Genomic DNA, 13,674 nt, shown 5'->3' with positions numbered 1-13,674 from the left:
GAGGATTTAATTGTGACAGAAAGAATTTATAATTTTAGTGCCGGGCCAGGCGTGTTGCCTTTAACAGTTTTAGAAGAAGCACAACGTCATCTAACTTCTTTGCCTGGTGTAGGAATGTCAATCCTAGAAATAAGCCACCGTTCCAAGGCTTTTGATAAGGTTATTTTAGGAGTAGAAGCAAAACTAAGACAACTACTTAATATTTCTGATGATTTTCATGTACTATTTTTACAAGGTGGAGCTAGCCTACAATTTTCTATGATTCCTATGAATCTACTAGCTAAAGGTGCAAAAGCCGACTATGTTAACACTGGTGCATGGTCAAAAGCTGCAATTAAAGAAGCAAAAAAAGTTGGTCAAATTAATGTTGCAGCATCTACAGAAAGCGAAAATTTTGCTCGTATCCCTAAACAAGAAGAACTAAAGCTTGACCCGGAAGCAACTTATGTTCATATCACTTCTAACAATACTATTTTTGGTACAGAATGGCATTATGACCCAGAAGTAGGTAATGTTCCGCTAGTTTGTGATGTTTCATCAGATATTTTGAGCCGTCCAATAGATATGTCCCGCTATTCATTAATTTATGCTGGTGCGCAAAAAAATATGGGGCCTGCTGGCGTTACTTTAGTAGTTATTCATAAAAACTTAGTTAAGGATCCGGCTGCTGATATGCCTACAATGCTTGCTTATAAAACCCATACAGAAACTAAATCGCTCTATAACACTCCTCCAGTTTTTTCAATTTATATTGTAGATTTAGTTTGCCAATGGTTGCTTGATTTAGGTGGACTAGAAGCAATGCAAAAACTTAATCAAGAAAAAGCTAAACTACTTTATGACATGATAGATTCAACCGAATTTTATCGAGGTCATGCACATACTGATAGTCGTTCACTTATGAATGTTACATTCCGATTACCTAATGAAGAATTAGAAAATTTATTTGTTAAACAATCTACTGCCGCAGGCTTAGACGGCCTTAAAGGGCATCGTTCAGTAGGTGGATTAAGAGCTTCTATTTACAACGCATTTCCTAAAGCAGGTGTAGAGACATTAGTAGAATTTATGAAGGAATTTGAACGTAAAAATGGGTAATCGTTCTAAATTTCTACTTGTTTTTGTTTAGGATTAAAAAATAACAGCAACACAAATGCTAGCAGTGCGGCTATTGCTCCAAAGTAAAATGTCGCACTGCTACCATAATATTTCCAAAGCACTCCACCTAAATAGCTAGCAGGAATGCGAGTTAGCCCAACACTAGCAGCAAAAAGCCCTATAGCAGTTGCTCTTACTTGAGGAGTAGTTAAATCTACTGCCATTGCTTTGCCTACACCATCAGTTAAAGCAGGATAAACACCATAAAAAGCAAATAATATCCAAACCCAAAAAGAAGTTTGTGCAAAAGCAAAACCTAGATAAGAAAGAGCAAAAATCAAAAACCCTATTAATAAAATGCTCTTACGTCCTAATCTATCAGAAAAAACCCCTGCTGGATAAGAGCCAAAACAATAAATCGCGTTATAAAGCATATAACAACCAACAGAAGTAATTACTCCCATTCCAACTTCACTAGCTTTTAGAATTAAAAAAGCATTTGTTGAATTACCTAAGTTAAAAACTGTATTTATTACTAAAAATAACCAAAATTCACGGCTTAAGCCTTGAAAAGAAAAGATTTTTTTGCTGCTTTCTTGCGTTTCTTTCTCTTCTACTAAAAATAAACAGAAAAAAGCTAGCAATGAAGGAATAACAGTTAAAAGAAAAACTGTTTGTAGGGAAAATCCAAATTGATAGAAAAGTGCTATTGCAACAGCAGGCCCGATTACCGCGCCAGCACTATCCATCATTCTTTCAAATCCAAAAACTTGTCCTCGATTTTCTACTGTAGCAACATTAGCTAACATAGTGTCTTTTGGTGCTGAACGGATGCCTTTCCCAAACCTATCCATAAAACGACCTGTTAGCACCATTGGAATACCTGTAGCAAGTGCAATTACTGGTTTTGCTAGCGTAGTCATCCCATAGCCTAAAATTGCAATAGTTTTACGTTTTTGAAACCAATCTGAAATCCAACCAGAAAAGGCTGTGACAATGCTAGCTGTAGCCTCAGCAACACCTTCTATTAGACCTAAGTAAATAGGAGAGTATCCGGGTAAAGTGCTGATAAATAAAGGTAGTAGTGGGTAAGCCATTTCTGTACTTAAATCAGAAAATAAGCTTACTATTCCAATAATAATTGCTGTAGTTGGTAATTTTTTCTTGTCTAACAAGATGTTAAAAACAACTTTCTTTTAGCTTTTTATTGATTTCCCATTTGCCAAGTTTTAATGCTTTCTAAAGGATATAGCAACATAATGATGTTTAGTGTTAGATTATCCCTAATCCAAAGTAGCAAAATAATTTCTGTTATAACAAAAACAATTAAAGACTTTTTAAATCCTAAATATCTAGCAAGGCTAAAACCTGTTGCACACATTAAAATATCACTTAGCGAGTTTATAATTGTATCGCCTTGATAACCAAGTGCTAAGGTATTTTCCCGATAGCGATTTATTATAAAGTTAGAATTTTCAACTATTTCCCAAATAGATTCTGTTAGTACTACTAATGTCAATTTCCAACTATAAGAAAATTTTTTCTTAGGTAATAAAAGTAGCCAACCAAATAAAAAGCCATGTAATAAATGCGTAAAACTATACGGATCAAATAGATGTTGAGAATTATTTGAACTCCAAATATCCCCTACCCAAAGAAAAACTGTCCCACAAGTACAAATTAATGAACGACCTTGGAAATATAGTATTACTGAAGTAGTTAATACTATAAAAATAATAAGAATTATTGGAAGTTTTTTACTATTCACTGTCACAAACTAAAATTAGTCCTCAAAAAATTTTCTAAAATATTCTCGTTGTGAAAGGACATCAAAAGCATAGCGACTGCCTATCATATCGGGTAAATTGCTTTTCATTGCCCATTCTATAGTTTCTATTCCAACAGAATAAGCGGCTAAAGCTAGTTTTGGATCACCTCTAAAATGATCTAAACACTTCTTAACAATAGAAGTGCCAAAGTCTATATTGGTTGCAGGGTCTAAACCTTGCTGATTACTACGTAACCAATCATTGTAACGGCGGTCATCTATTTGCATTAGCCCACATCCATGACCGTTTTTACCAATAATATTATTACCGCCACTTTCCTGCCAAATAATTGCAGCAATTAAAGATGCTTCTACTGCATATTTTTCTGCCGCTAGATAAATAAATTCAGCCCATTTATCAAAGGGAGCAGGCATAGCAGGACGACGTTTTTGATCCGGTTTCTTTTCCTGCTCTTCTTCGTGTTGGTTTATAGGAGTTTGATTAGTACCAAAACCTGGCGGTGTTAAAGGGTTATCTAGCGATTTTTGATTGCCCATCATTTGAAAACGGAGTTTAGAAAAATTATCAAAACCAACACCTGCCGTAAAACTATCTTTAATTTGGCTATTATTTTCTTCTAAAGGCTTTTTGGATTGGGCAAATTTAATTACCATACCAGGGTAGTTTTTATTTATATCCGCAATTTCTGGGTTAGCTTTTTTTAATTCTTCAGTTGAAACACCATGTTTTTTAGCAATTTCCGCTAAAGTGTCTCCTAATTTCATTGTATAACTATCTGGCAAATTATTGTTTTTATTAGCTTCATCAGCTTTATTAGCAGTAAACTGAGGTATTTTTACCAGGAAATTTGGAGGTAATGTTGGTGTATTTGCTAGCGAAGGATTAGCTCTTAATAAAACATTTTCGCTAACTTGATATTGTGTAGCAATATTTTCTTTTGTATCGCCTCGTTTAACATTATGTTCAATAAATCCTGTAACATTTGGGTCTAAAGGAATCTCTAATTCTTGACCTGCTACTAATTCACCTACTGAACCATCCTTAAAATTTGCAGCAATAAGCTCATTAATTTCTACACCAAATTGCGCTGCAATACTTTCTAGGGTATCTCCTGGCTGAACAATATAACCATTTGGGTTAGTTTGTGTGTCGGAACCAGTAGATGGGACTTGAGGGATATAGATTTCCATAATTAAAAATCCTACAAGAAAATAGCTTAGTTAATGCAAATTAAGTTGAAGATTATTACTAAATAATAATAAACCAGCCAAAAGAAAAAAACTCATGAAATTTACTTTTTCATGAGTTTTTCTTAAAGCTAATAGAAATTATTTTTAGTAAAAACTAATTTTTTTCTCTAGGTAGACGTACATCTCTAGCTAAACCAAGTTTTTCTAAGATAAAAATACAATACCAACCAACATCTATTTGTGTCCAATGACGGCTAAATTTTGCTACATTAGCAGCGTTATGATGATTATGATGCCAATTTTCTCCCCAAGCACCTAGCTGAAAAGGCCCTAACCAACCAATATTACGGCTAGAATCTTCTCCCATAACAGAGCCTGGTGAAAGATGAAGTACGCTATTAACTACCATTTGAAAATGTAAGGAATATAGCATACGAATTGCACCTAGCCAAAAAAATGCTTGCCATCCCCAAATAATCCCCCAAACCATAGCAAACAATATGATATAAGGCAGGGCTTTATCCCAGAAATGATATTGTGTTTTATCCATATCTGGTGCCCATTTTTTAAGCTCTGATCCGGGCCATTGATAGACCCATCGAAGATGCGCCCACCAAAAACCACCATGTCTAGGGCTAGAAGTGTCTTCCTCTGTATCAGCTTTTGCATGGTGTTCGCGGTGATTAGCAACCCAAGTTAGCGGTGAACCATTACCATTTAGAACTGTAAAAAATATTAAAATATGCTCTACAACTTTATTAAGTTTTAATGCTCTATGTGACAAAGCACGGTGATAACAAACCGTTGTTCCTAAACCACCTAAAACGGTTAATATAAAAGTTCCTAACATTACTTTACCACTTGGTAAAGCATAATCTATTACTCCAGTAAGTCCAAGAACCTGTAAGGTAATACCTACTATAGCTAAAATATGTACAACAACCATATAAACAAAAGTTAAATAATTTTTCTTGCTAGGTTTCCACCAAGGACGTTCCCAAGGACGCTCCTGCACGAGACTTGATTGTGCGCTCATGTATTTTTTCTACTCCAAAACGAAATAAAATATACCTGCTTTAAAAGCTGGTAAAATAAAGAGTTTATACTTCAATAGTAGCTTCCAGCACTACTTATTATATTAAGTAAAACAACATATTTTACGTTAAAAAAGTTGTTTTTTAGAAAGTTAAATAGTTGTAAATGTAGACAGTTGTTTATTAGCTGCTTTTTAACTGGGTGTGTATTTTGGCAGTAAGTAAAAAATTGAAAGATATAGCAATAAACATCAATGTAATACAGTCAAATCACTAAAACTTTCTGGCAACAATCTCAAAACAGTTCTTAACTACTTAAAACTTGCTATTTTGCTTAATATCAATTAACAGAATATTTACACAAATAATGCGACTATACTAACAAAGCTATTATTTAGATACAAAACTAGATTTCCGAAAAAAATCAATCTAAATATATACTCTTAAATAAGTCTAATATTATCTACGCATAGTTCTAGAAATAAAATGCTTAAACAACGCTTGAGAGAGAGAATCTTTTTCCCAACCTGCTTCAGGGTGCCATTGAACACCTAAAATAAATTGGTCTACTCTAGTATTAATCACAGCCTCTACAAGTCCATCTGCTGACCATGCAATAGGTTCAAGATCTCTTCCTAATGTATCTACACCTTGATGATGATGGCTATTAACTCTAGCTGTGTTGCCACCAGCTAAAATAGCCAATAAACTTTCTTCTTTTATTTTTATGCTATGAGAAACACGGGTATAACTGCCTTCCTGCTGATGTTTTAAGACTTCATCAATTTGAGACTCTAAATCTTGAAAAAGCGTGCCACCTCTATAAACATTAAGTATTTGCATACCATAACAAATTGCTAGTATTGGTAGTTTGCGGCTTTCACAAGCTTGTAGAAGTAAAAGATCTGTTTCATCTCTTTCATCAGATACTGTACCTAATTTTATATGGGGCCCTTGTCCATATCTTAATGGATCAACATCACTGTTATTTCCTGATAAGACTACTCCATCCAAATTATTAGCAACTGTTTCTATATAATCAACTTCTGGAATCAATGGTAAATAAACAGGGATGCCACCAGCATTATAGATAGCTTCACTATAATAACGTCTTAAGTAAAATGAATCATCATTATAGTTTATACGTGTAGGAATACCAATTAAAGGTTTTTGCGTTTGATTTAACATATTTTTCCTATAAAATTTAAGCTTTATTGTTAAAGGATAATTTTTATCTATTTAGCTGTCAAAAGAAACTTTACATTTTAGCTTGCCTTAACTTGTTTTAGCTTGTTATTAAGTTATTGCTTAACACAAGTTGAATATCTTTAGTTTCAATAGCTCCTTCACGAATAATTTTTGGAGGACTACAACTTAGATCAATTAGCGTAGATGCTTTACCACCGGGACTTGGGCCAGCATCTAAAATATAATCTATTGTGTCACCTAGCTGGGAGAAAACTTCTTGAGCCGTTTCTGCATTAGCCTGCCCTGATAAATTAGCACTTGTAGCCGTAATAATTCCACCTGATGCTTGAGTAAATTTCTGGGCAATATCATATTTGGGGTAACGAATTCCTATAGTTTGATTTTCAGACACTAAATTTTTTGGTAAAGTGCTAAGAGCAGGAAATACAATAGTTAGGGGCCCGGGCCAGAAGCTTTTAGCTAATAATTCAAATTGCTGCATGGCTTCTTTAGACATTTTCTCCCAATCAACACATCTATCTAACATTACTATTGAAGAAACCAATAATAATATTGCCTTATTGCCAGAGCGTTTTTTGATCTGGTAAAGTTTTTCCACCGAGTTAGCATTGAATGGATCACAAGCTAAACCATAAAATGTATCTGTTGGGAAGGCTACTATAGCCCCGGTTTTAATTATTTTTGCAGCTTGCTCAATTTGTAAACCTAACGAAATGTTATTCATATAATATGTTAATAGATAAAATTACTAGTCGTCAAAATCCTTTAATTAAGAAATTTCGTGATGTTCGTCAAGGTCATGAAAGACATTTGCTTCTCATAGAAGGTATACGCTTAATGGAAGAAGCTATAAGTTCTGAGCTACATTTTGAAGTAATTGCCTACACAGATCAATTACATAAAACAGAACGAGGAAGAAAGCTTTATAGCCAACTCTTAAATCTTTCCTGCCGAGGTGCATTAGTAACAGAGTCCATAATGACAGCAATGTCTGATGTTGTTTCTCCACAGGGGGTAGCGGCTATAGTACAAATACCTTATTCTAGTTTAGATGATGCAATTAGTAAGCCTTTACCATTAGTAGTTGTAGCACAACAATTACAAGATCCTGGCAATATTGGAACTATCATACGTACAGCAGAAGCTGTAGGAGTAGATAGTTTAATTACTACGGTTGGCACAGTTAATCCATTTAGCTTAAAAGCTTTAAGATCCTCGATGGGATCAGCCTTTCGCTTACCTTTAATCTTAAATCTACGTAGCCAACAAATAGTTGAGTTTTGCAATACTCATAATTTACAAATTGTTGTTGCTAGTAATAAAGCTAGCAAAGACTATAGTGAACTTAATTGGACAGTACCAACAGCATTAGTAGTTGGCTCTGAAGCCAATGGAGTAGATCCTATAGTAGTTAAAGCAGCTAAAGAGAGCATATTAATTCCAATGACAAAACCAGTGGAATCGCTAAATGTCTCATCTGCTACAGCTATACTGCTTTATGAAGCATTAAAACAAAGAGCAGGTAAAAGCAGTTAGTTTTATTGAAAAAAGATTTTTTGATAAACATAAATAAAACAGGCTGCATTGACAGTATAAAGTGTTGCGTGTAATACTAATTTTGCTATTTTCTTAGATAGTTAATTTAAGTTTTTTGGTTCTACTATGTAAAATCAACATCTTATAACTATCTAAAACGAAGGAACTTTAGAAACCTTCATTGTTTCGATCACTACCCAAATGTGCCAGCTAACAGTTTCTTAGCTTCCCCCGAGCTTCGGTCTATTTGCTGGCACCCGTTTTTGGTTATACTGTTGTTAGCTTAGTGGCTTTTGGCAAACTTAAAATCAAACTAAACAATTAAACCTAATACATGCGCTTAAATATATCTAGAAATTTCAAAGAAACCCTAAACAAAGCAAATTTAATCGTTAAAGTATTTTTTCAAAAATGCTAGAATAGGTATTTTGTAGCCTAAATAATATCAAACATCAGTTATAATAAACTGGCTTTTTCTTGTAAAAGATAGATTTAATAAAGCACTAAAGTAGTTAAACAGTTATAATTAAATGATTAATTAGAAAGTATCCTAAGCAGGAGCAACCAAGTTATGTATTGTCCCTTCTGTGGAACAGACAACGCAATAGATCAAAAGTATTGCCGCAATTGTGGTGCGGCACTGCCTACAACAACTACTAAACCACCAACAAAAGCACACGTGCCTGTAAGCAGTAACCCACGCCCATCCGCGCCCTTTGTGCCTCCTGCTCCACCTAGTCTTCCTAAACGTAGCAAGCCTTTAGAACCAGCACAGCCTATTTCCAATTTAGAAGACCCTGAAGATCCAGGTGCTACAAACTTAGCTTATAAATTGCCTGGGTTTGCTAGTAATACTAACCAAGGAAATACTAATGATATAGTAGATAATTTTTATGAAACCCAAGCTATGGGTAATGTACTATCATCATCTTCTAATGCTGCAAAATCAACTCCTAGTAGTTTAAGAACCGTGGAAATGAATTCTCTTTCTGCTCCAGAGGATGCTAAAAGCACACAAGTAGCAATGCCTGTCGTTAGAGCAAGTGATATTAATAAAGTTTCCGCTCAAAAATCAGAAGAATATTTTCCTACAGTTTTATCAAATCCTAAACCACCAGAATCACCAGAAGAACAGTTAAAGTTATTAAAAGAGTTAATGGAAGCAGGCGGAGAAACATGGAAAGTACCACCTCCTGCACCTCCTCCTCCAACAGTATCTGAACAGACATTAAGTATGGCGGCTTTACCTAAGCCCCCTGAACCAAAAATTGATAAAAAACCTTCTATAATTCCTATAGATGTTAAAGCTAGTCAAACAGGTGCTAAGGCTAAACAAGATATACCATTTGATCAAACTATTACTTCTGCACCTAGCCTTTCTTTGGATAAAAAAGATTCTTTGCCAATAGAACATTCTCCTTTAGGAGCAATACCACAAACATTAACAATGAAGGCTGCTACTAAAGGCAGTAACCCTTCAACACAAGATTTTTCTTACCCTAATCTAGAAACAACAGATCGTTCTGGTGAAGTTCCACCTGAAACAATGCAAATGCAAAAACCCCCATCTGACCCAAAAGATGTTGCAAAAGCATTAAATTCTTGGCCGTCTGATTCGACCAACCCTTGGGGATCGCCTGTTGTACCGCCAATGCCTGGTGCTACTCCTGATTCAAAAACTGATGCTTTACCTTTCAAAGCTTCACCTCCTGCTTCACAAGGAGAAAAAGGAAAATCCAAAAAGGATGCTTTTAAGACAATTTCTGTTGGGCCGCGTCGTCCTAAACAAAATGATGTTCCAACTAATTCACTCTCTTCAGTTGCTAACAATTCAGCATCTTTACTAGATGAGATGGATCCACTTAAAACAGCTATATCTCCATACCAAAATCTAGTGGCGCAAGAACAACCTTTATCACCTACAGCACCTATTTCTTTATCTAATGTTCCTTCTACAAATGCTCCTTCTACAAATGTAACAGACCCTATAATGCCACTTCCAACACAACCAACATTCCCTGCACCTATACAATCAATACCCCAACTACCTGTTCAACCTATTGCACCGCCTGTAGTACCACCTATTCAGCCTATTCAACCTATTCAAGAACAACTTCCAACAACTAAACCTAAACGATCATTTAAGATACCACTACTAATAATTATAATTTTAGCGTTATTAATAGCGATAGTTTTTATTAGTTGGAAATTAATTCAAAATATAACTAGCAATACAACAAAAGTAATTAATACTCCTGTTGCCATTAGCCCAAGTCCAACACCAGTTCAAACACCTGAGCCAACTAAAACCCCTGAACCTACTGTAGAAATACCTAAAAACATGGTATTAATTCCTGAAGGTGAATATAAAGTTGGTATTGATAAAGCTGGCCCTGATGGAGATACTTTTTCTAGTCCTTCTCGGTCTGTAAAATTATCCGCATTTTATATAGACATTTATGAAGTAACAAATGAAGAATATATAAAGTTTATTCAAGCTACTAACTATCCTGCACCAAAAGACTGGCAAAATGGACAATATACAGGTAAAGCAGATGATCCTGTAACAAATGTAAGTTGGCAAGATGCTGAAAGCTATGCTAAATGGGCAGGTAAACGCTTACCTTCTGAAGAAGAATGGGAAGTAGCAGCATCTGGTCAAGAGCATTTTCTTTATCCTTGGGGAGAAAAGGCTGATACAACCCGAGCTAATTCTAAAGAATTTGGGGCTAAAAGTGTTCGCACAGTTGGTTCTGTAAAAACTAGTAAAAGTTCTTTTGGTGCGTTTGATACGAGGCGAAATGTTTGGGAATGGACATCTTCAACGCCTAAAGCTTATCCTAGTTCTAAGAGTGAGCCTATTAAAGATGCAGAAAATAAGAGAGTTTTTAGAGGTGGTTCATTCCAAGAAAGTATTGAATATTGCACAACTACTTTTCGTGGATTTGATTCAATAGAAAAAGCTTATCCAACACTTGGTTTTCGTTGTGCTAAAGATGTTCAAAAATAAATTGTAATTGGAAATCTTTTAACCAAACCTTGTTAAAAATCATAGATTTGGCCTGGATTAGCTACCAGTATTTTTTCTGACTCTAACATTTTTAACTGCATTACTACTTCTTCAAAATGCGATGGTTTTATATGATAAGCAAAACAGGGAATAGATTTAGATAGCTTTTTATATTCTGCAAGTAGTAAATTTGGGGATAAATGCCCATACTTTAAGGCAAGATCACTTAATCTATCAGGATAGGAACATTCAATAAAAGCTGCTTTTAATTCTAAAATCTCCTTAGATTTATTCCAAAGATCTTCTGTGCTAGTTGTATCTCCAGAAATAACCACAGCACTATTAAAATCTTTAATGATCAATCCAACTGTTGGAACGGTATGATTCACCGGCATAGCTATTATTTCAAGATCATCAATTTTTACTATTTGACCAGGAGTTATTTCCTGAAATTGTAAACTTACATTAAAACTATTCTTAAAACTACTAAAATCAGGCCAAATAATATTATTAAAAATGTGGTTTCTTAGTGCTTGAACAGTTTCTTCAATTGCATAAACCCAGATCACTTGTTCTATTTCTGTAAAAACATTGTCTAGCATTAAAGGTAGTCCTGCTAGATGATCTAAATGGGAATGCGTAATAAAAATATGGCGAATTGCTAATTGTTCTTGCCGACTAAGTGCTAGAGGTAAAGCCCCAGCATCAACTGCCAAATTATTGTTTATTAAAAAAGAGGTTAGGTACTGCTCTTTTGGGTTAGTACCTCCACCTGCTAGCAATTGTATCTTCATAAATACTCTTACTTCGGCTAATTTACGAACTTAATAATTATAGTTTAGGCTCAAAACTGCCCTTTATAGTATTCTATTTAGCTTTTGGATGCAATCTTATGGACAAATGAAAAACAGGAAATTTTCCTAGACATTCTATTATTTAGTATTAGTTTTCCTAGTCTTGTTAGTAGATTACTTGACTATAATTATAAGCTTTGCTTAACTTTAGTCACCTTTAGCTACTTTGGAGAATATAAATTTTTTATGAATCAAAATATCACGCCATTAAATGCAATGAAAGAATTTTTACAAGAAACTGTTAAAGCAAACTATTACCTTTCTTTTGATGATCTTTATCCAGAAACAATCATAAGAGAAATTCAAACACAGTTAGCAGAAAACCACTTTCAATGGATTGATAATACAATCTATGTCCCTAATTTGCTTATAATTCTAGCACCTGCCTCTAACCCAGATAAAATAGAAGAATTAGAAGTTATTTTTAATTCTGTTGTATTTATTAAGTATCTTTATGAGTATATGACAGAAATGGGATATAAGCTTTTTGATTTTGTCAAAATTGATATAGAAACTTTAGAGACAATTAAAGAAACTAACTTAAAATTTTACTGGCCCTCCCCAGAAGAAGTTAGAGAAGACTTTACAGTTTTATTAAATAAGCCTGAAGGAAAAATTCTCCAAGTCTTTGCACCTCAAGCCGAAATACCTTCTTTAGCTCGGCTTTCTGCATTAAATGGTGATCCTTATCGAAGTGATTACTTAATAACTAAACAAACAACTTACCTTGGCAGACTTAGAAATGTTACTGATCGTGAAACCAGCCATATGATAAGGCGAAACGATTTTATTTTTGCTCGTCATCCTGACCCAGAATCGGTAAACAGTTCTGTTTCCCGTCTTCATGCAAAAATTGTTTATGAAGAAGGAAATTTTATCCTCTATGACACAGGTAGTGCTAATGGTACTTCTATAACTCGTCAAGAGGAAATCATTGAACTACCTAGAGCAGAAATAACAGGTCAAAATTTATTAGACAATGATCTAATTTTACTTGGCTCAGCACAGATTAAATTTACTCTAGTTTCAAATGAAGAAGCTGCTAACCTAGTAACTATGCCTCAAGAAAGATCCTCTTTTGAAGAGTCTGAATACTTAGAAGAAAATACAAAATCTGTTGATGATACTTTTAATATGTCTCGTAAGGAGATAAAAGCAGCATTAAAAGATATGCAGGATAAAAAATAATTAATTGGCTTTGCTTATCAATAACAAAACAATATTGCTAATAAGTGGAAGTTTCTTTAATTTTTTCAAAATCAATAACTATATCTACACTTCTTATATGGCTATTGTAATAACAAATATCAGTGCCTATTAGCTTAAACACAAGCCAATTATAGGTACTAATTCTAACTAAAAAACATTTCATTTAGGGTTAACTCAAAATAAGCTAACCCTACTCTTTATTAGCTATTAGCATCTTGATATTCTTCATACCAAGCCATTTGTATAGCTTCTAGTTTTTTTTCATTAGAGTTTTTTGCATCATCATCAAATCCAGACAGTTCCATCACCCATTTATGTAAATCCGTAAATCTAACGGTCAAAGGGTCAACATCTGGGTATTTTTCTTGTAAGGCAATACCAATATCTTCAATATCTGTCCACTTCATCAGTGTTCCTCCCTAGCAAAATTACGGTTCCATTCTGGAATTTCAACAATTATTTCCCCTTCTTGGATAATTTTTGCTTGGCAACTTAAACGAGAGGCTAAGGTTAATCCAGCAGCCTCATCTAGTTGGTCAGCTTCGTTATCTTCCATTTCTGTTAATAGCTGCATCCCTGATTTAACAATCACATGGCAGGTAGAACAAGCACAAAACCCACCACAAGCATGATCTAAGGAAATACCATTATCTAAAGCTATTTCTAAAACCGATTGTCCCACTTCAGCAGGAAAAGAAAGGTTTTCTGGTAAAAAAGTTACTTTAGCTTTTTCTTCTGTCATCA

General features: G+C 34.4%; 13 protein-coding genes. 4 read left to right on the top strand and 9 right to left on the bottom strand.

Going from position 1 to position 13,674, the window contains the following annotated elements:
* The first annotated feature begins 12 nt into the window (after positions 1 to 12).
* Positions 13 to 1,098, top strand: coding sequence for a 3-phosphoserine/phosphohydroxythreonine transaminase (gene serC / locus IPK14_06020; protein MBK7992978.1), 1,086 nt, complete (start codon positions 13 to 15; stop codon positions 1,096 to 1,098).
* A gap of 5 nt (positions 1,099 to 1,103) precedes the next feature.
* Here serC and IPK14_06015 read toward each other — a convergent pair whose 3' ends face one another.
* The 6 genes from IPK14_06015 to IPK14_05990 form a co-directional block, all read right to left on the bottom strand.
* Positions 1,104 to 2,273 carry an MFS transporter gene (locus IPK14_06015; GenBank protein ID MBK7992977.1) on the bottom strand — a complete coding sequence of 390 codons (1,170 nt, stop codon included), beginning with the start codon at positions 2,271 to 2,273 and terminating at the stop codon, positions 1,104 to 1,106.
* Positions 2,274 to 2,302: 29 nt separating this feature from the next.
* A complete protein-coding gene (locus IPK14_06010; GenBank protein MBK7992976.1) occupies positions 2,303 to 2,872 on the bottom strand; it encodes a DUF2585 family protein in 570 nt (189 codons plus the stop codon).
* A 9-nt stretch (positions 2,873 to 2,881) separates the two neighbouring features.
* Entirely contained in the window at positions 2,882 to 4,078 is a 1,197-nt protein-coding gene (locus IPK14_06005) for a LysM peptidoglycan-binding domain-containing protein (GenBank protein MBK7992975.1), read from the bottom strand.
* Positions 4,079 to 4,232: 154 nt separating this feature from the next.
* Positions 4,233 to 5,114, bottom strand: a complete 882-nt coding sequence (locus tag IPK14_06000; protein ID MBK7992974.1) for a fatty acid desaturase — start codon at positions 5,112 to 5,114, stop codon at positions 4,233 to 4,235.
* Positions 5,115 to 5,571: 457 nt separating this feature from the next.
* Positions 5,572 to 6,300: a gamma-glutamyl-gamma-aminobutyrate hydrolase family protein gene (locus IPK14_05995; GenBank protein ID MBK7992973.1), complete on the bottom strand. Its 729-nt coding sequence runs from the start codon at positions 6,298 to 6,300 to the stop codon at positions 5,572 to 5,574.
* Between the two features lie 97 nt (positions 6,301 to 6,397).
* Complete coding sequence (locus IPK14_05990) at positions 6,398 to 7,045, bottom strand: threonylcarbamoyl-AMP synthase (protein MBK7992972.1); 648 nt, start codon at positions 7,043 to 7,045, stop codon at positions 6,398 to 6,400.
* A gap of 5 nt (positions 7,046 to 7,050) precedes the next feature.
* Here IPK14_05990 and IPK14_05985 point away from each other — a divergent pair, with 5 nt between their 5' ends.
* Positions 7,051 to 7,857 (top strand): RNA methyltransferase, encoded by an 807-nt coding sequence (locus IPK14_05985; protein MBK7992971.1) that lies wholly within the window; start codon positions 7,051 to 7,053, stop codon positions 7,855 to 7,857.
* A gap of 571 nt (positions 7,858 to 8,428) precedes the next feature.
* A complete protein-coding gene (locus IPK14_05980; GenBank protein ID MBK7992970.1) occupies positions 8,429 to 10,867 on the top strand; it encodes an SUMF1/EgtB/PvdO family nonheme iron enzyme in 2,439 nt (812 codons plus the stop codon).
* Positions 10,868 to 10,899: 32 nt separating this feature from the next.
* Here the strand turns inward: IPK14_05980 and IPK14_05975 are convergent, their stop codons facing one another.
* Positions 10,900 to 11,661: a 3',5'-cyclic-nucleotide phosphodiesterase gene (locus IPK14_05975; protein ID MBK7992969.1), complete on the bottom strand. Its 762-nt coding sequence runs from the start codon at positions 11,659 to 11,661 to the stop codon at positions 10,900 to 10,902.
* A 246-nt stretch (positions 11,662 to 11,907) separates the two neighbouring features.
* Between IPK14_05975 and IPK14_05970 the strand changes: the two genes are divergently transcribed.
* On the top strand, positions 11,908 to 12,909 hold the full coding sequence (locus tag IPK14_05970) for an FHA domain-containing protein (protein ID MBK7992968.1): 1,002 nt from the start codon (positions 11,908 to 11,910) through the stop codon (positions 12,907 to 12,909).
* Between the two features lie 221 nt (positions 12,910 to 13,130).
* Here the strand turns inward: IPK14_05970 and iscX are convergent, their stop codons facing one another.
* Positions 13,131 to 13,337 (bottom strand): Fe-S cluster assembly protein IscX, encoded by a 207-nt coding sequence (gene iscX, locus IPK14_05965; GenBank protein MBK7992967.1) that lies wholly within the window; start codon positions 13,335 to 13,337, stop codon positions 13,131 to 13,133.
* Entirely contained in the window at positions 13,337 to 13,672 is a 336-nt protein-coding gene (locus tag IPK14_05960; GenBank protein MBK7992966.1) for a 2Fe-2S iron-sulfur cluster binding domain-containing protein, read from the bottom strand. Before IPK14_05960 ends, iscX begins: the two co-directional genes overlap by 1 nt.
* Positions 13,673 to 13,674: the final 2 nt, after the last annotated feature.

This window comes from Blastocatellia bacterium (genome assembly GCA_016713405.1).
Taxonomy (GTDB): Bacteria; Acidobacteriota; Blastocatellia; order Chloracidobacteriales; family JADJPF01; genus JADJPF01.
The sequence above is the reverse complement of the archived record's forward strand: the minus strand, read 5'-3'. Positions and strand labels throughout refer to the sequence as shown.